Genomic DNA, 17,888 nt, shown 5'->3' on the forward strand with positions numbered 1-17,888 from the left:
TCCGACAAGACGCTGAGGAACGGGGCCTGAGCATGTCAGACGATCTTGCGATCGAGGAGTTGGCCGATCGCGCCGCGACGGGCGACGCCGCCGCTCTTGACGCGCTGCTGATGAAGATCGGTCCGCAGGTCCTACGGCAGTGTCTCCGCCTCCTCCCGTGCCGGCAGGACGCCGAAGAGGCGTGCCAGGACGCCCTTCTACAGGTCGCCCGCAACATTGGCGGTTTCGCGGGACGGTCGAAGTTCTCCACCTGGCTGTACGTCATCACTGCCAACTGCGCCCGGCAGACGTACCGGAGCCTCAAGCGCCGGGCCGACGAGCAGTCCACGCCGCTGCTTCCGCTCGACGCCCCCGACCCGCGCACCACGAGCGTGATCGCGGGTTCCCGACTCGACCTGCTGGACGCGCTGGAACGACTGGAGGCGCACCGACCCGAACTGGTCGCCCCCCTGGTTCTCCGTGACGTGTGCCAGTTGCCCTACGACGAGATCGCCGAGCATCTCGCGATTCCGGTCGGCACCCTGAAGTCCCGCATCCACGACGCGCGAAAGCACGTACGCGCGTCGCTGCACGCCGCCTGACCGGAAGGCAGGCTGCGGCGTCAGATCTCCAGCGACGGTTCCTCCGGCGCGGTACCCCGCTCGACCGCCACGCCCAGCGCCCGGAGGTCGGCCACGAAGTCCGGGTAGCCCCGGTCGACGTGGTGCACGTGGGATACCTCGGTGACCCCGTCCGCGCAGAGCCCGGCGATGATCAGCCCGGCGCCGGCGCGGATGTCGGTGGCCCGCACCGGCGCGCCGGACAACCGGTCCCGACCCCTGACCACCGCGTGGTGCCCGTCGGTCTTGATGTCCGCGCCGAGGCGCATCATCTCGTTGGCGAACATGAACCGGCCGTCGAAGATGTTCTCGGTGATCAGCGAGGCGCCGTCGCTGACGGCGGCGAGCCCGATCGCCATCGGCAGCAGGTCGGTGGCAAAGCCGGGGTACGGCAGGGTCACGACATCCACCGCTCGGGGCCGGTCGTCCATCCGTACCCGGAAGCCGTCCCCACGCGTCTCGACCAGGCCGCCGGCCGCGACCACCTTGTCGAGCGCGACCTCCAGGAAGGCCGGGTCCAACCCGGTGACAGTCACGTCTCCCCTGGTCATGGCCGCGCCGAACGCCCACGTGCCGGCGACGATCCGGTCCCCCACCGTGGCGTGGCGCACCGGGCGCAGCCCGGGGACGCCGGTGATCCGCAGCGTGGACGTGCCGGCGCCGGAGATCCGCGCACCCATCTGGTTGAGCATCGTGCAGATGTCGACGATCTCCGGCTCCCGGGCCGCGTTGTCGATCATCGTGGTGCCCTGGGCGAGCACCGCGGCCATCACCAGGTTCTCGGTCGCGCCCACGCTGGGGAAGTCCAGCACGATGTCGGCGCCACGCAGCCCGTGCGGCGCCGACGCGATGACGAACCCGTGCTCGCCGGAGATCTCCGCACCCATCCGGGTCAGCCCGGAGATGTGCATGTCCAGCCCACGGGAGCCGATGGCGTCACCGCCGGGGTGGGCCACCCGCACGTACCCCCGTCGGGCCAGCAGGGGACCGAGCACGCAGATCGACGCGCGCAGCCGGCGGACCAGGTCGTAGTCCGCGTCCGCCCCCGGCTGCTCGGGCACGTCGATGGTCACCGAACGGGACCGGGCGACACCCCCTCGGGCGACCATCGGGTCGACCGGATCGTCGGCGTCGAACTCGACGTCGCAACCCAGCCGGCGCAACACCTCACCCATGATCGCGATGTCGGTGATCCGGGGGACGTTGGTGATGACGCTGCGGCCCGGAGCGAGCAGTGCGGCGGCCATCAGCTTCAACGCCGAGTTCTTGGCACCGACGACGTGCACGGTGCCGGTCAGCCGGGCGTCACCGCGTACCCGGATGACGTCGACGTCGCTGACCGCCGGATCGCCGGCGTCGCCGGGACCCACCACCGCCGGCCAGGCCGTCGTGGCGTCCGGACGCGCCGGGATCGTCAGGTCCGGTATCCGTAGGCTGTGCGTCATGGCCGTCCACCTCACGCGCATCTACACCAAGGCCGGCGACGCCGGCATGACCAGGCTGAGCAACAACGAGCAGGTGCCGAAGACCGATCCACGGATCACCGCGTACGCCGACGTCGACGAGTGCAACGCGGCGATCGGCGTCGCGATCGCCCTGGGGCAGCTCGACGAGGAGCTGCGGGGGGTGCTGGGGTCGGTGCAGAACGACCTGTTCGACGTCGGCGCCGACCTGTCCACCCCTGTCGAGCCGGACCCGAAGTACCCGCCGCTGCGGGTGACCGAGGAGTACGTCGAGCGCCTGGAGGGCTGGTGCGACGAGTACAACGCACGCCTGAGCAAGCTCGACTCCTTCATCCTCCCCGGCGGCACCGCGGGTGCGGCACTGCTGCACGTGGCGCGTACCACTGCCCGGCGTGCGGAACGAGCGGCGTGGGCGCTGGTCAGCCACGATCCGGACCGGACCAGCCCGCTCCCGGCAAAGTATCTCAACCGGCTCTCCGATCTGCTCTTTATCCTGTCAAGAACGGCAAATCCGGCGGGAGATGTGCTATGGGTCCCGGGTGGTAAGCCCTGAGCGTGGGCGCCCTGCACCACGTGGAGGTGTGGGTTCCCGATCTCGCCGCTGCCACGCGTAGTTGGGGCTGGCTCCTCGGCGAGTTGGGTTGGACGCCCTACCAGGAGTGGCCGGCCGGCCGCTCCTGGCGCCTGGGCGGGACCTACCTGGTGCTGGAGCAGTCACCGGCGCTCTCCGGGCCGGTGCACGACCGGCTCGCCCCGGGGCTGAACCACCTGGCATTCCACGCCGGCCCGCCGGCCGCCGTGGACCGCCTGGTCGCGGACGCGCCGGCGCACGGCTGGTCGCTGCTCTTTCCCGACCGCCACCCGCACGCCGGCGGCCCGGACACCTACGCCGCCTACCTCACCGACAACCAGGGCTACGAGGCGGAACTGGTCGCCACCAGGTAACGGCAGTAGATCCAAAAAAGCGCGCCAGATCGACGTGCAGCGACCACAGGGTTTCCGGGGGAGCGCGCCCGGCGCAGGGATCAAGCCTGACCGCCCGGAGCCGGGTGGGCTCCCCCGGAAACCCGAAGAGCGACGAGCCTCAGGCAGCCGGCCAGTCCTGGGAGGCCATACGCGGCGAGACCGCCCCCGGAGGGGCGGCCTCGAGCCAGGAGAGAAATCCGGTCACTGTCGACCGCGCCATGGCGATCTCGACAGGTGCGTGGTGACTGGTACACCGCAGGATCACCCAGTCGGCAGGCATGGAGAGCCGCTCCTGCCCTTCGGGCAGCCGTCGGCGCTCGACAGCGAGATCCTTGCGGGACAGCACCCGCTTGGGGCGCAGGGCGAAGCTGAACATCCGGTACCAGCGCAGCTCGTCACCGCAGAACCTGCCAAAGCCGGGCGACCAGCCACGACCGTCGAGGACTGTGGTGACCCGGACGCTGAGCCGGATGATGCCACCGCTGCGGGTGACCACGGCCCGCCTGACGAAGAGGACGAGGACGGCGACGAGGATGACGGCGACGCCGATCCCGATCCCTTCGACGATCTCCATCCCCGGTATGGCTCAGCGGCTCTGCGCGGAAACCGGGGTAGCGCTCTCGGCCAGCACGGTGACGCCGTCGGCGCTCACCGAGAGGAAGCCGCCGGCGACGTCGTACGCGACCTGCTCACCGCCGGCCAGCTTGATGCGGACCTGGCCGGGCTCGGCGAGCTGGCCGAGCAGCGGAGCGTGCCCCGGCAGGACACCAAGCTCACCCTCGGTCGTCCGGGCGACGACCATTTCGGCGTCACCGGACCAGACCTTCTCCTCGACGGCGACGAGCTCGACGTGAAGCTGCTGTGCCACGCTGTCTCCTTGCTGCGGCGGCGGATTGCCGAAAGTCTAGCCGTGACTCCGGCGCGCTCCCCACGCGGGTGGGAAAACAGCGCCCCGCCTACTTGGTCTTGTTCTGGAATTCCGGATGCTCCAGGAGGAACGGGTCCAGTTGCTCGTTGTGCAGGGCCGTGAAGAAGTCCGGGACGCCCTCCTGGAACTGTTCACCCAGGTACTTCTTACCGTCGTACACTCCCCCGCCGGGCAGCTTGATCATTTGAATGGTGTTGGGGCGGATGTCCTTCAGCGCGAGCCCGAAGTCGACGACGCTGTTGCCCCGGCCATTGAAGATCAACGACTGTCCGGCCGCGCGGAGCACCTTGTCCAGCTTGATCGGGTTGGCCACCACGTCGGCGCTGAACGCCTGACCCACCATGGCCTTGACGAACTGCTGCTGGTGGCGCTGCCGACCGTAGTCGGCATCCGGGACACCGTTCTTCGGGTAGCGCTGCCGGACGTAGTCCAACGCCTGCCATCCCTTGAGGTGGTGGGTGCCCTTCGTGTAGACCGCCTGCGGCCCGACATAGCCCTCGCCACGCGTGTTGCCCGGCCGAGGCTTGCCGTCCGGCTGCTTGTGCTCGGACCGCACCTCGCGCTCGATGTACATGTCGACGCCACCCATCGCGTCGACGATCTTCTGGAAGCCGGTGAAGTTGATGATCGCACCGGCGTCGAACCGCTTGATGCCCGTCACGTTCTGCACGGTCGTGGCCAGCAGTTCGAAGCCGCGTGCCGCGTCGGGGTTGGCGCCGGGCACCCGGCTGCCGAACGACATGGCAGCGTTGATCTTCGTCTTCTCGCCGTGGAAGTTGGCCTTCTTGAACGCGGGGATGTCGACGTAGAGGTCGCGCGGCAGCGAGAAGAGATACGCCCGGTCCATCGAGGCCGGCACGTGCAGGATCATGATCGAGTCGGCCAGCGGCGCCGCCGTGGGCGTACGCGGGTCGATGCCGACGAGCAGGATGTTCAGGGGGCCCTTGATGTCGCTCTTCTTCTCCTTGGCGCCCGCCGCCTGGTCGCCGAAGAGGTCGGCCTTGCCGACCGCGCCCTCGTAGCGGGCCATCAGCACCTCGGTGCCGACCAACGCCGCCCCGCTGAGCAGGGTCAACACGGCGCCGAACACCGTGCAGACCCTGGCCCAGCGTGGGACGCCCCGCCACACGGACTTCCTGCGGCCACTCTTGCCGGCCTTAGCCACGAGCATCTCCGTTCGTTACGCCCACGTGGGAAAGACGGGCGCACGTCGCCGAAAGGTTGCAAAGATGAACGCTCGTGTCACATGAGCGCGCGGAACGACCGTAGCGCGGCCGGCGCGGGAGCGACGACCACGAGGAACGGACCGCGACGATGGTAGGGCGCGAAGATGAACAAAAGACTGCCCCGGCATGGCCGGGGCAGTCTTTTGGTGACGAATCCGATGGGGCTGGTCAGCCCTTCATCAGCTCCTCAGCCTTACGCTCCAGGTCCTCGAGACCGCCGCACATGAAGAACGCCTGCTCGGGGAAGTGGTCGTACTCGCCCTCGCTGATCTTGCGGAACGCCTCGATGGTCTCCTTGATCGGGACCGTCGAGCCCGGCACACCGGTGAACTGCTCAGCGGCGTACGTGTTCTGCGAGAGGAAACGCTCGATCCGCCGCGCGCGCTGCACGGTGATCTTGTCTTCCTCGGAGAGCTCCTCGATACCGAGGATGGCGATGATGTCCTGCAGGTCGCGGTAGCGCTGCAGGATCCGCTTCACCTCGGTGGCGACCTGGAAGTGCTCCTGGCCGACGAACTCCGGGGCGAGGATCCGGGACGAGGACGCCAGCGGGTCCACGGCCGGGTAGATGCCCTTGTCGGAGATCGACCGCTCCAGGTTGGTGGTCGCGTCGAGGTGGGCGAACGTGGTGGCCGGGGCGGGGTCCGTGTAGTCGTCCGCCGGCACGTAGATCGCCTGCATCGAGGTGATGGCCTGGCCCCGGACGGAGGTGATCCGCTCCTGGAGCTCGCCCATCTCGTCGGCGAGGGTCGGCTGGTAACCAACCGCGCTCGGCATACGGCCGAGCAGGGTGGAGACCTCCGAACCGGCCTGGGTGAAGCGGAAGATGTTGTCGATGAAGAGCAGCACCTCCTGCTTCTTCACGTCCCGGAAGTACTCCGCCATGGTCAGCGCGGAGAGCGCCACCCGCAGACGCGTGCCCGGCGGCTCGTCCATCTGGCCGTAGACGAGCGCGGTCTTGTCGATGACGCCGGACTCGGTCATCTCGGCGATGAGGTCGTTACCCTCACGGGTCCGCTCACCCACGCCGGCGAACACCGACGTACCACCGAAGTTACGGGCAACACGGGTGATCATCTCCTGGATGAGCACCGTCTTGCCCACGCCCGCGCCGCCGAACAGGCCGATCTTGCCGCCCTTGACGTACGGGGCGAGCAGGTCGATGACCTTGATGCCGGTCTCCAGCATCTCGGTCTTCGGCTCCAGGTCGGCGAAGGCCGGGGCCTTGCGGTGGATCCCCCACCTGTCGTCCGCCTGGATGGTCTCGCCCTCGGTGAGGTTGAGGCACTCGCCGATCGCGTTGAACACGTGGCCCTTGACCGCGTCGCCCACCGGAACGGTGATCGGCTCGCCGCGGTCCTGCACCTCCGCGCCACGGACCAGACCGTCCGTCGGCTGCATCGAGATGGCGCGGACCAGGTTGTCACCCAGGTGCTGGGCGACCTCCAGGGTCAGCGTCTTCTCACCGCCGGACAGGTTCACCTTCACGTTGAGGGCGTTGAACAGGGCAGGCATGGCGTCGCGCGGGAACTCGGCGTCGACGACCGGGCCGATGACCCGGACCACGCGACCCGTGGCCGTCTTGGTCTCTACTGGGGCAGTCATCACACTTCACTTCCCGACGCGGCCAGCGCGTTGGCGCCGCCGACGATCTCGCTGATCTCCTGGGTGATCCCGGCCTGCCGGGCCGAGTTCATCTCACGCGTGTACTTGTCGATCATTTCTTCGGCGTTGTCGGTGGCGCTCTTCATCGCCCGCCGACGCGACGCCGACTCACTCGCCGCCGACTCGATCAACGCCGCGTAGATCCGCGTGTTGATGTACCTCGGCAGGAGCGCGTCGAGCAGCGCCTCCGCCTCCGGCTCGAACTCGTACGCCGGCAGCAGCCCCTCGGAGCGCGGCCGGTCCTCCACCTGCATCGGACCGATGATCTTCGTGACCGGGGTCTGCGTCATCAGCGAGTGGAACTCGGTGTAGACGATGTGCAACTCGTCGACACCCAGCACGCCATCCGCACCGGCGCCACCGTCCACGTCGTCCGCGCCGGCCGTGAACGCCTTGATCAGCGTCTCACCGACGGTACGGGCGTCCTCGAACGACGGCTGCTCGCTGAACCCGGTCCAGTTCGCCTCCATCGGCCGGTCACGGAACCGGTAGTACCCGACACCCTTACGCCCGATGACGTAGAGCACCGGCTCCTTGCCGTCCGCCTTGAGCCGCGCGATCAGCGACTCCGCCATCCTGATCGCGTTGGAGCTGTAACCGCCGGCCAGGCCACGGTCGCTGGTGACCAACAGGACGCCCGCCCGCCGCACCCGCTCGCGCGGGGTGAGCAGCGGGTGGTCGATCCGCGCGTTGGACGCCAGCGCCGTGAGCACACCGGTGATGGCCTGGGCGTACGGCAGGGACGCCTCCACCCGGGCCTGGGCCTTGGCGATCCGGCTCGTCGCCACGAGCTCCATCGCCTTGGTGATCTTCTTCATCGACTTCGCCGAGCGGATCCGTTGACGAAGAACGCGTACCTGGGCCGCCATGGGATCAGCTCTCGGCCGGGCGGTCGGTCGCGCCGTCGCGGAAGCGGGTCACCGTCTCGCGGTTCTCGTCACCCTCCAGCGGGGCGGCCGGCGCGTCGTTGACCTTGCGCTCGTCCTCCTTGCCGAGGAAGACCTGCTTGAACTCGCCGATCGCGGCGTCCAGGGAGTTGATGATGTCATCGTTCCACTGGTTGTCGGCGATCCCGGCCAGGACGCCCTGGTGCTTGTGCCGCAGGTACTGGAGGAACTCCGACTCGAAGCGGCGCACCTCGCCCACCGGGATGTCGTCCAGCTTGCCCTCGGTGCCGGCCCAGACCGAGACGACCTGCTCCTGCACCGGGTACGGCGAGTAGTTCGGCTGCTTGAGCAGCTCGACCAGGCGCGAACCGCGGTCCAGCTGGGCCCGGGAGGCCCGGTCCAGGTCGGAGGCGAAGGCGGCGAACGCCTCCAGCTCGCGGTACTGCGCGAGGTTGAGCCGCAGCGAGCCGGCGACCTTCTTCATCGGCTTCACCTGGGCGGCGCCACCGACCCGGGAGACCGAGGTACCGACGTTGATCGCCGGACGGACGCCCTGGTTGAACAGGTCGGTCTCCAGGAAGATCTGGCCGTCGGTGATCGAGATGACGTTGGTCGGGATGAAGGCCGAGATGTCGTTGGCCTTCGTCTCGATGATCGGCAGGCCGGTCATCGAGCCGCCACCCAGCTCGTCGGAGAGCTTCGCGCAGCGCTCCAGCAGACGGGAGTGCAGGTAGAAGACGTCACCCGGGTACGCCTCACGGCCCGGCGGGCGACGCAGCAGCAGCGACACGGCACGGTACGCCTCGGCCTGCTTGCTCAGGTCGTCGAAGACGATCAGGACGTGCTTGCCGCCGTACATCCAGTGCTGCCCGATGGACGAGCCGGTGTACGGGGCCAGGTACTTGAAGCCGGCCGGGTCGGACGCCGGGGAGGCGACGATCGTCGTGTACTCCATCGCGCCCGCCTCCTCCAGCTGCCCCTTGATCGAGGCGATGGTGGAGGCCTTCTGGCCGATGGCGACGTAGATGCAGCGGACCTGCTTCTTCGGGTCGCCGGTGCGCCAGTTGTCCCGCTGGTTGAGGATGGCGTCCAGCGCGACAGTGGTCTTACCGGTCTTCCGGTCGCCGATGATCAGCTGCCGCTGGCCCCGACCGATCGGGGTCATCGCGTCGATGGCCTTGATGCCGGTCTGCAGCGGCTCGTCGACGGACTGCCGGGACATCACGTTCGGAGCCTGCAGCTCCAGCTCGCGGAAGCCCTCGTTGGCGATGTCGCCGAGGCCGTCGATCGGCTGGCCGAGCGCGTTGACCACGCGGCCGAGGAAGGCGTCGCCCACCGGAACGGAGAGAACCCGCTCGGTGCGCTTGACGCGCTGCCCCTCCTCCAGCTTGGCGGAGTCACCGAGGACGACGACACCGATCTCCCGGACGTCGAGGTTCAACGCCACGCCGAGCGTGCCGTCCTCGAACTCCAGGAGCTCGTTGGTCATGGTCGAGGGCAGGCCCTCGACGTGGGCGATGCCGTCGCCGGTGTCGGCGACGGTGCCGACCTCCTCGCGGGAGACGTCGGACGAGTAGGAGGAGACGTAGCGCTCCAGAGCGCCGCGGATCTCCTCCGTCGAGATGGTCAGCTCGGCCATCCTCTGCTTCCTTAAAATTCAGGGGCCCGGGATACCTAGTACCGACCGGTCCGAATGGCGTCTGTCAATCCGGGCGCTGCGCGGCGGAGCCGCCCCGGAACGGGACGGCAGAGCCGTTCAGCGCTTCGCGAGCGCGTTGCGGGTCTCGTTGAGGCGGCGAAGGATGGTGCCGTCGTACAGGTCGGAGCCGACCCGCACGCTCACGCCACCCAGGACGTGGGGGTCGACCGTCTGCTTGACGGAGACCTCTCGACCGTATATCGCGCTGAGGCTCGCACCCAGCCGACGCTCGTCCTCGTCACTCAACGGGGCCGCGACTGTCACGTACGCCACCTGCCGGTCGCGTCGCTCGGCGGCCAGCTCGACCAGCCGGGTGAGCGCCCCGTTGAAGGAACGCCCGCCGAACCCGGCGAGCGCCGCCTCGACGAGGCGGACGGTGATCGGGTGGGCCTTGTCGGCGAGCAGTTCCCGGACCAGGGCGGCCCGGTGCTCGATCGGAGCCACCGAGTCGGCCAGCGCGTTGGAGAGCGCCGGCTGACCCACGACGACCTGACCGAAGCGGAACATCTCGTCCTCGACCTCGCCGAGGTCGCCAGCCGAGTCGGCGCTGGCGAGCAGCGCCTCCACGCCGAGCCGCTCGGCGCCGTCGAGCAGCTCCGACGGTGCCGACCAGCGGCCGGACACCAACGTGGCGAGCAGGTCCAACGCTCCCGCGTCGATCTTGCCGCGCAGCATGTCGCCGAGCAGGCCGGCACGGTCCGCGCCGGACCGGGCCGGCTCGGACAGCGCCCGACGCAGCCGCGGCTCGCGCCGCAGCAGGGTGGCGACGGAGAGGATCCCGGCGGCGGCGTTGGCCACCGCCAACGGTTCCGCTCCGCGGACGTACGTCTCCAGGTGCTCCGCCGCGGCCTTGTACGACTCCCGGCTGGCGGCCTGCATCAGCGGGCCCCCGTGCTCTCGAGACCGCTCAGGAACCGGTCGACGGTGCCCTTGCGCCGTGCCTCGTCGGCAAGCGACTCGCCGACGATCTTGCTGGCCAGGTCCACCGCGATCGTGCCGACCTCGGCACGCAGCTCACGCACGATGGTGGCCCGCTCGGCGGCGAGCTGGTCCTTGCCGGCCTGGATGACCCGGTCGGACTCTTCCCGCGCCTTGGCGAGGATGTCCTGGCGGATGCCCTCGGCGTCGGCCCGCGCGTCGTCACGGATCTTGGCGGCGTCGGTCCGGGCCTCAGCGAGCTGGGCACGGTACTGCTCGAGCAGCTGGTTCGCCTCGGCCTGGGCGGCCTCGGCGCGCTTGATGCCACCCTCGATCGCGTCGACCCGAGCCTGGAACGTCTGCTCCATGCGCGGGAAGACGAACTTCATCAGCACGAAGCAGAGCACGGCGAAGGCGACCGAACCGACCACGATCTCCTGCCAGAGCGGGATGATCGGGTTGTGGGTCGACTCACCACCCTCAGCGGCGAGGAAGTACATGGTTACCTCCCGGTCTATGGGCGGGATCAGCCGGCCCAGATGAAGCCGAAGGCGATGCCCAGCAGCGCCAGCGCCTCGATGACGGCGAAGCCGATCCAGACGTACGGCAGGGTCATCCGGGACGACTCCGGCTGGCGGGCGGTCGACTGGATGTAGGCGGCGAAGACCAGGCCGACGCCGATGCCCGGGCCGATGGCCGCGAGGCCGTAGCCGATGGCGGCGGTGCTGCCCTCTACCGCGGCGAGAACGCTAGCGTCCATTGGTGTGGTTCCTCCTGGTTATCACGCGTGACTCTCACGCGGGACGACAACGGTTGGTGCGGTGGATCAGTGCTCGTCGGCGAGCGCGCCCTGCACGTAGCTGGCGGTGAGGACGGTGAAGACGTATGCCTGCAGGCAGATCACCAGGAACTCGAGGAAGGTGAGCGCGATGGTCATCACCCAGGAGAGCACCGAGACCGGAGCCAGCCAGGCGTTGGCGCTCAGCATGGCGAAACCGCCGAGCGTGAAGACCAGCAGGAGCATGTGACCGGCGAACATGTTCGCGAAGAGACGAACCGCGAGCGAGAACGGCCGGACGATGAAAGTCGAGAAGAGCTCGATCGGGATCAGCAGCGGCAGGATGTACCAGGGTGCCGGCGGGATCAGCGAGTTCTTGAAGTACTTGACGAAGCCGTGGTGCCGGATGCCGATGTAGTTGAACAGCACGTAGCTGATGATCGCGAGGATCGCCGGGAAGGCGATGTGCGAGTTCGGCGAGATCTGGAAGAACGGGATGATCGCGAACGCGTTCGTCAGCAGCACGAAGCAGAAGAGCGTCGTGAAGTACGGGGCGAACCGCACACCCGCGTGGCCGATCATGTCGACGGCGATGTTGTTGCGCACGAAGCCGTAGATCGACTCGGCGAGCCACTGCTTCTTGGTCGGCACCAACTGCGGCTTCCGGTACGTCGCCAGGAAGAAGATGATCAGGACGCCGACGGCGATCCAGACCATCGCAGTGATCTTGGTGAACCAGTACGAGTCGTGCGCACCCCAGGGCAGGATGCTGGGCAGGTAGAAGTCCTCCACCGTGGGTGGGAAATTCGCCTGGCCCGCCGCCAGGACGTTCGCCTGTCCGAACACCGCGTCCCTTCCTAAGTAGGCGTGCCGAGTCGGCGGACGACCAGGATGATTCCCCCGGCCATGCCGAGCACGACGCCGATCCCGGTGGCGACGCCACCGGTGTCGAGCCACTGGTCGACCAGCCAGCCGATGAAACCCCACACGAGCATGCCTCCGATGAGGTAGCTGAGCGCGGTCCAACCCTGACCGGCACCGGACGGAATGTCGTCCGGTTCACCGGCGGGACGGGGGGTTTGGTCACCAGCCATGACGGGGCGAACGATATCAGCCGGGAAGACGAGGCTGTGCCTCACCCCCCGCACAACCGTCGTTGTGTGGGCATCTCTGGGCTCGCGTCGTCTGTGGGCACGCTACTCCCCTTCCGCCCGTCGGAGAATGACCGGAGGCCGACACATTGCCGCGCGTCCGAAAGCTGGGACGACGCCCGGCCGATCGCCAGGTCAGCTCCGCGGTCGGCGCGCATGCACCCTGGTCAGCCACCAGATGTGCACCGCCGTCCACACTGCCACCCCGGCGACGATGCCGAGGCAGAGCGGGACCAACCCGGGCCAACCGGTCGACGCGACAGCCACCATGACCACACCCAGGAGGGTGAACTTCAGCGCGTACAGGCCCAGCCCGAGCGGCAGCACCAACTGCGTGTTGATCTGGTCGGCCCAGGCCAGCACCACTGTCGTGAGGGTGTAGCTGAGCACCGTGACGCCGACGCCGGCCGCCGCGCCGAAGGCGGCCGTCACGCCGCCGGTCGCCCCGCCCACCACCGCGGCGACCGCGGCCAGCGCCACCGACGCGACCAGGAGCACCGGCAGGTGCCGCAGCCGCCACCGCCGGTCGGTGTCGGCCTCGACCACCCCGGGCTCAGCCACGGGGGTACGCCGGGAAGGCGGCGACCAGTTCGGCCACGTCGGCACCGACACGGGCCAGTTCGTCGGCGCCACCCGGGGCGCCCGGATCGGTGCGTACCGCGCGGGCGATCAGGGCGGCCACCTGCCGCAGCTCCCCCTCGCGCATCCCCTGCGTGGTGACGCTCGGCGTGCCCACCCGGATGCCGGAGGCCACCATCGGCGGCTGCGGGTCGTACGGGATGGCGTTCTTGTTGAGGGTGATCGACGCGGCGTCGCAGCGGCTCTCCGCCTCGGCGCCGGTCACGCCCACCTCCCGCAGGTCGATCAGGGCCAGATGGGTGTCGGTGCCGCCGGACACCGGGCGCATCCCCTCGGCGGCCAGGCCGGCGGCGAGCGCCTGCGCGTTGCGGACCACCTGACCGGCGTACGTCTGGAACTCCGGCTGGGCCGCCTCGCGCAGCGCTACCGCCTTCGCGGCCACCGCGTGCATCAGCGGGCCGCCCTGGGTGAACGGGAAGACGGCCTTGTCGATCCGCTGGGCAAGCGACTCCCGGCACAGGATCATGCCGCCGCGCGGGCCGCGCAGCACCTTGTGGGTCGTGGCGCAGACGACGTCGGCGTACGGCACCGGGGACGGGATCGCCCGGCCGGCGACCAGGCCGATGAAGTGCGCGGCGTCCACCATCAGGTACGCGCCGACCTCGTCGGCGATCTCCCGGAACCGGGCGAAGTCGATCAGCCGGGGGTACGCGGTGGCGCCACAAATGATCATTTTGGGTCGGTGTGCCCGGGCCAGGTCCCGCACCTCGTCGTAGTCGATCATCTCGGTGTCGGGGCGGACCGTGTAGCCGACCGGGTGGAACCACTTTCCGGAGAAGTTCACCCGGCTGCCGTGGGTGAGGTGCCCGCCGTGCGGCAGGTCCATCGCCAGCACCGTGTCCCCCGGCTGCACGAGCGCGGCGTACGCGGCCAGGTTGGCGCTCGCCCCGGAGTGCGGCTGGAGGTTGGCGTGCTCGGCCCCGAAGAGCTCCCTGGCCCGGGCGATGCCGATCTCCTCGGCCCGGTCCACCTCGGCGCAGCCGCCGTAGTAGCGCCGGCCCGGATAGCCCTCGGCGTACTTGTTGGTGAGCGTCGAACCGAGCGCGGCCAGCACCGCGGGCGAGGTCAGATTTTCGCTGGCGATCAGCTGAAGGCCACCCCGCAACCGGTCCAGCTCGCCGAGGACCACCTCGGCGATCTCCGGGTCGGTGGCCCTGAGCTGGGCGAAATCCGGCCCCCAGAAGGTGCTCGTCTCGGTCTCCACAGCGAACGAGTCTAGGGGGCCGCACACTGGGAGCCGTGAGATGCCTCGTCACCGGAGCCACCGGATACATCGGCGGGCGACTGACGCCGCTGCTGCTCGCCGACGGTCACACCGTCCGCTGCCTCGCCCGCAAGGCGGTGCGGCTGCGCGACGTGCCCTGGGCCTCGGCTGCCGAGATCGTCGAGGGCGACCTGAGCCGGCCGGAGACACTGCCCGCCGCCTTCGCCGACGTGGACGTCGCGTACTTCCTGGTGCACTCGCTGGGTCGGCCCGACTTCGAGTCCGCCGACCGGACGGCCGCGACCAACTTCGCGGCGGCGGCCCGCGCGGCCGGCGTACGCCGGATCGTCTACCTGGGCGGCCCGGAGCCGGCCTCCGACGCGGAGGTCCCCTCGCCGCACCTGCGGTCCCGGGCCGAGGTGGGCCGGATCCTGCTGGACAGCGGGGTCCCCACGGCGGTGCTCCGCGCCGCGGTGATCATCGGGTCCGGCTCGGCGTCGTTCGAGATGCTGCGCTACCTCACCGAGCGTCTGCCCGCCATGGTCACCCCGCGCTGGGTGCGCAACCGGATCCAGCCGATCGCCGTCCGCGACGTGCTGCGCTACCTGGCCGGCTGCGCCGCGCTCCCGCCGGAGGTCAACCGCGGCTTCGACATCGGCGGGCCGGACGTGCTCACCTTCCTCGACATGATGCAGCGCTACGCCCGGGTGGCCGGCCTACGTCGACGGATCATCGTGCCGGTCCGGCCGCTGACCCCGTCGCTCTCCTCGCACTGGGTCGGCCTCATCACGCCGGTGCCGAACGCCATCGCCCGCCCGCTGGTGGAGAGCCTCATCCACGAGGCCGTCGCGCACGAGCACGACATCGCCCGGTACGTGCCGGACCCGCCCGGCGGGCTGACCGGCTTCGACGACGCGGTGGCGCTGGCGCTGGCCAAGGTACGCGACGCCCAGGTGGAGACCCGCTGGTCGAACGCGAGCGGCCCGGACGCGCCCGCCGAGCCGCTGCCCAGCGACCCGGAGTGGTCCGGTGGCACCACGTACACCGACATGCGTGAGCGGGCGGTCGACGCCTCACCCGCGGCGCTCTGGCGGGTCATCGAGGGCGTCGGCGGCGAACACGGCTGGTACTCGTTCCCCCTGGCCTGGTCGATCCGCGGCTGGCTGGACCGGCTCGTCGGCGGCGTCGGACTGCGCCGGGGCCGACGCGACCCGCACCGCCTCCAGGTCGGCGAGGCGCTGGACTTCTGGCGGGTCGAGGAGATCGTCCCCGGCGAGCTGCTGCGGCTGCGCGCCGAGATGCGGCTGCCCGGCCGGGCCTGGCTGGAGATGCGGGCCCTGCCGGCCGACGGGGGCCGCAGCCGCTACCAGCAACGCGCCGTCTTCCTGCCCCGCGGCCTCGCCGGGCACGCCTACTGGGGCTCGGTGGCCCCGTTCCACGCGGTGGTCTTCGGCGGAATGGCCCGCAACATAGCCCGCAACGCCGAGCAAATCCCCTGACCCCGCCCCGCCCCGCCCCGCCCCGCCCTCGCGATCTTGCACTTTCAGTCGGGATGAAAGGGACCTGGAGCGCAGAACGGCGACACAAAGTGCAAGATCGCGGGACCGAGGGGGTCAGTTGCCTCCCCGAGGGCTGGTCTGCTGGAAGGCGGCCTGCTCGCTCGGGGGGACGAAGTCGCGGACCGGCTGGTCGCGTAGGGCGACGGAGAGGACCTCACCCACCGCGTCCACCATCCGCGCCTGCACCGCCTGACCGACCGCGTCACGGGGGTCGTCAGGGTTCGCCGCCATCGACGCGACAGCGAGCTGCGGGGTGAACGCCACGACCGTCTCCGTCTCGTACCGCTCCGAACTGCCGGTCTTACCGGCCACCGGCCGGCCCAGCCGGGCGCGCAGGCCGGGTGCCGTGGCGCCGTCGCAGCGCCCGTACATCGACTGGTCGCCGACCGGGCAGCGGGCGGCGTCGGCGGCCGCCCGGGCCACGTCGGTGTCGAGCACCTGCCGGCAGTCCGGCTTCGCGGCGTCGACCGGCCGGCCACCCGAGTCGGTGATCGAGACGACCGGCAGCGGCGCGCACCAGGTCCCCTCGGCGGCCACCGTGGCGTACGCCGTGGCCAGGTCCAACGGGGTCGTCGCGGCCACGCCCAGGGTGAACGGACCCCAGTCCTTCGCGCCGTACCTGGCGAGCCGGGCGTCGGAGTCGGCACGCAGCACGATGCCGAGCCGCTCGGCCATCTCGACCACCCGGTCGGCGCCCACCCGCTCGGTGAGCCAGGCGAAGTAGGTGTTCACCGAGCGGCCGAACGCGGTCCACATGGTGCGTGGGCCGTCCATCGACGAAGGGCTGGCGTTGGCCGGGCACCAGCGGCCGTCGCAACTGCCCGGGCCGGTCACCGGGAAGCGGGTGAGCAGCTGGGTGGGCGCGACGAAGTCCGTCGACAGCGGCATCCCGGACTCCAGCGCGGCGAGCAGGGCGAAGAGCTTGAACGTCGACCCGCCCTGGTACCCCTCGATCGCGCCGCCGCCGGCGACCAGCTGGTTGACCGTGTTCGGGTGGTTCTTCTGCCCGACCGGGTTGTCCTCGACGCTGTAGTTGCGGTTCACCGACATCGCCAGCACCCGGCCGGTGCCGGGCTGCACGACGACTGTCGGCACCGCCCGCGCCTCGGTCGGCCGGTAGATCCGCATGACCTGCTCGGTGGCGGCCCGCTGCACCCCCGGGTCCAGCGAGGAGACGATGGAGAACCCGCCCCGGCGCAGCGTGCGTTGCCGCTCGTCGGCGGTCGACCCGAACGCCGGCTGGTCGCTCCACCACCTGGTGAACCAGTCGCAGAAGAACCCCCAGTCGTTGTTCCCGTCCGGTACCGCCGTGCAGTCGTTGGGGGTTTCGCTGGGCCGCAACTGCAACGGTTCGGCCCGGGCCGCAGCAGCCGCCTCCGCCGACACCTGGCCGGTCTCCACCAACTGCTCAAGCACGTACGTCCGCCGGTTCAGGGCGCTGTCGGCGTCCCCGTTGATCGGGTCGTCGCTGTCCGGGGAGCGGACCAGGCCGGCCAGCAGCGCGGCCTGGGCGAGGGTGAGGTCGGCGGGGCTGCGGGAGAAGTAGCGCTTGCTCGCCGCCGCGATGCCGTACGCGCCGGCGCCGAAGTAGGCGATGTTCAGGTAGCGGGTGAGGATCTCCTCCTTGTTCAGCTCCCGCTCCATCGCCAGGGCGTACCGCATCTCCTGGAGCTTGCGGGCGGTGGTGACCTCGGTGGCGGCCCGACGCTGCCGCTCGGTCAGCCGCGGGTCGCTGCTCAGGACGTTGCGGACGTACTGCATGGTCAGCGTGGAGGCGCCCTGCCGGGTCTGGCCGTCGCGCTTGTTGACAGTGAACGCGCGCACCACACCGCGCAGGTCCACGCCGCTGTGCTGGTAGAACCGGACGTCCTCGGCGGCCACGATCGCCTGGCGCATCACCGGCGCCACCTCCCGCAGCGGCACGTCCCACCGGTCCTCCTGGTAGAAGGAGGTGATCAGGGTGGTGCCGTCGTTGGCGTAGAGGTTGGAGCGCTGCGCGGTGGGTGGCGTCCGCAGGGTGTTCGGCAGCTCCGAGTAGGGCGTGGACAGGGCGCTGAAGCCGATTCCGAAGACCAGGGCCGCGGGCAGGGCGGCCACGGCCAGCACCAGCCCGGCCAGTACGCCGGCGATCACCACGGTCAGCAGTTTGTCGAGATGGGCCCGGATCATCAGCTCTCCCCGCAGGAGCCGGTCACGCTAGGACCCG

Annotated in this window: 19 protein-coding genes; 4 read left to right on the top strand and 15 right to left on the bottom strand. The window is 69.9% G+C overall.

All coding sequences use genetic code 11. The features are described 5' to 3' along the window. Positions 1-32 precede the first annotated feature (32 nt). Positions 33-581 carry an RNA polymerase sigma factor gene (locus tag AB0N27_RS24065; protein WP_364373874.1) on the top strand — a complete coding sequence of 183 codons (549 nt, stop codon included), beginning with the start codon at positions 33-35 and terminating at the stop codon, positions 579-581. 20 nt (positions 582-601) lie between these two features. Here the strand turns inward: AB0N27_RS24065 and murA are convergent, their stop codons facing one another. Next, positions 602-2,044, bottom strand: a complete 1,443-nt coding sequence (murA, locus tag AB0N27_RS24070) for a UDP-N-acetylglucosamine 1-carboxyvinyltransferase (protein WP_364373876.1) — start codon at positions 2,042-2,044, stop codon at positions 602-604. On the opposite strand from murA, the gene AB0N27_RS24075 reads away from it, so the two are divergent. Beyond that, positions 2,043-2,615 (top strand): cob(I)yrinic acid a,c-diamide adenosyltransferase, encoded by a 573-nt coding sequence (locus tag AB0N27_RS24075; protein ID WP_364373879.1) that lies wholly within the window; start codon positions 2,043-2,045, stop codon positions 2,613-2,615. The two genes, murA and AB0N27_RS24075, sit on opposite strands and share 2 nt — an antisense overlap. Beyond that, the gene (locus AB0N27_RS24080) at positions 2,612-3,007 is read left to right on the top strand and encodes a VOC family protein (RefSeq protein ID WP_364374290.1); all 396 of its coding nucleotides are present in this window, start codon (positions 2,612-2,614) and stop codon (positions 3,005-3,007) included. The genes AB0N27_RS24075 and AB0N27_RS24080 overlap by 4 nt, the downstream gene beginning before the upstream one ends. Before the next feature lie 139 nt (positions 3,008-3,146). On the opposite strand, the gene AB0N27_RS24085 is transcribed toward AB0N27_RS24080, so the two are convergent. The 13 genes from AB0N27_RS24085 to glyA form a co-directional block, all read right to left on the bottom strand. Then, complete coding sequence (locus tag AB0N27_RS24085; protein WP_364373881.1) at positions 3,147-3,602, bottom strand: DUF2550 domain-containing protein; 456 nt, start codon at positions 3,600-3,602, stop codon at positions 3,147-3,149. A gap of 12 nt (positions 3,603-3,614) precedes the next feature. Further along, entirely contained in the window at positions 3,615-3,896 is a 282-nt protein-coding gene (locus AB0N27_RS24090; protein WP_112584025.1) for a F0F1 ATP synthase subunit epsilon, read from the bottom strand. An 88-nt stretch (positions 3,897-3,984) separates the two neighbouring features. Next, a complete protein-coding gene (locus tag AB0N27_RS24095) occupies positions 3,985-5,127 on the bottom strand; it encodes an LCP family protein (protein ID WP_364373884.1) in 1,143 nt (380 codons plus the stop codon). Between the two features lie 223 nt (positions 5,128-5,350). Next, positions 5,351-6,787, bottom strand: coding sequence for a F0F1 ATP synthase subunit beta (gene atpD / locus AB0N27_RS24100; protein ID WP_139582683.1), 1,437 nt, complete (start codon positions 6,785-6,787; stop codon positions 5,351-5,353). After that, on the bottom strand, positions 6,787-7,716 hold the full coding sequence (locus AB0N27_RS24105; RefSeq protein ID WP_364373889.1) for a F0F1 ATP synthase subunit gamma: 930 nt from the start codon (positions 7,714-7,716) through the stop codon (positions 6,787-6,789). Before AB0N27_RS24105 ends, atpD begins: the two co-directional genes overlap by 1 nt. A gap of 4 nt (positions 7,717-7,720) precedes the next feature. Then, positions 7,721-9,373, bottom strand: a complete 1,653-nt coding sequence (atpA, locus tag AB0N27_RS24110) for a F0F1 ATP synthase subunit alpha (protein ID WP_364373891.1) — start codon at positions 9,371-9,373, stop codon at positions 7,721-7,723. 117 nt (positions 9,374-9,490) lie between these two features. Further along, entirely contained in the window at positions 9,491-10,312 is an 822-nt protein-coding gene (locus AB0N27_RS24115; RefSeq protein WP_364373894.1) for a F0F1 ATP synthase subunit delta, read from the bottom strand. Further along, entirely contained in the window at positions 10,312-10,851 is a 540-nt protein-coding gene (locus AB0N27_RS24120) for a F0F1 ATP synthase subunit B (RefSeq protein WP_364373897.1), read from the bottom strand. The genes AB0N27_RS24115 and AB0N27_RS24120 overlap by 1 nt, the downstream gene beginning before the upstream one ends. Before the next feature lie 26 nt (positions 10,852-10,877). Beyond that, positions 10,878-11,111: an ATP synthase F0 subunit C gene (locus AB0N27_RS24125; RefSeq protein WP_030488047.1), complete on the bottom strand. Its 234-nt coding sequence runs from the start codon at positions 11,109-11,111 to the stop codon at positions 10,878-10,880. Between the two features lie 66 nt (positions 11,112-11,177). Then, on the bottom strand, positions 11,178-11,975 hold the full coding sequence (atpB, locus tag AB0N27_RS24130) for a F0F1 ATP synthase subunit A (RefSeq protein ID WP_357989463.1): 798 nt from the start codon (positions 11,973-11,975) through the stop codon (positions 11,178-11,180). 11 nt (positions 11,976-11,986) lie between these two features. Beyond that, the gene (locus AB0N27_RS24135) at positions 11,987-12,223 is read right to left on the bottom strand and encodes an AtpZ/AtpI family protein (protein ID WP_030488045.1); all 237 of its coding nucleotides are present in this window, start codon (positions 12,221-12,223) and stop codon (positions 11,987-11,989) included. A gap of 192 nt (positions 12,224-12,415) precedes the next feature. Next, positions 12,416-12,841: a hypothetical protein gene (locus AB0N27_RS24140; RefSeq protein ID WP_364373902.1), complete on the bottom strand. Its 426-nt coding sequence runs from the start codon at positions 12,839-12,841 to the stop codon at positions 12,416-12,418. Continuing rightward, positions 12,834-14,123 (bottom strand): serine hydroxymethyltransferase, encoded by a 1,290-nt coding sequence (gene glyA, locus AB0N27_RS24145; protein ID WP_364373905.1) that lies wholly within the window; start codon positions 14,121-14,123, stop codon positions 12,834-12,836. The genes AB0N27_RS24140 and glyA overlap by 8 nt, the downstream gene beginning before the upstream one ends. Before the next feature lie 35 nt (positions 14,124-14,158). On the opposite strand from glyA, the gene AB0N27_RS24150 reads away from it, so the two are divergent. After that, positions 14,159-15,622: an SDR family oxidoreductase gene (locus AB0N27_RS24150; protein WP_364373908.1), complete on the top strand. Its 1,464-nt coding sequence runs from the start codon at positions 14,159-14,161 to the stop codon at positions 15,620-15,622. Positions 15,623-15,736: 114 nt separating this feature from the next. Here AB0N27_RS24150 and AB0N27_RS24155 read toward each other — a convergent pair whose 3' ends face one another. Further along, complete coding sequence (locus AB0N27_RS24155) at positions 15,737-17,851, bottom strand: transglycosylase domain-containing protein (RefSeq protein WP_364373911.1); 2,115 nt, start codon at positions 17,849-17,851, stop codon at positions 15,737-15,739. Positions 17,852-17,888 lie beyond the last annotated feature (37 nt).

Source organism: Micromonospora sp. NPDC093244, assembly GCF_040683695.1.
Lineage (GTDB): Bacteria > Actinomycetota > Actinomycetes > Mycobacteriales > Micromonosporaceae > Micromonospora.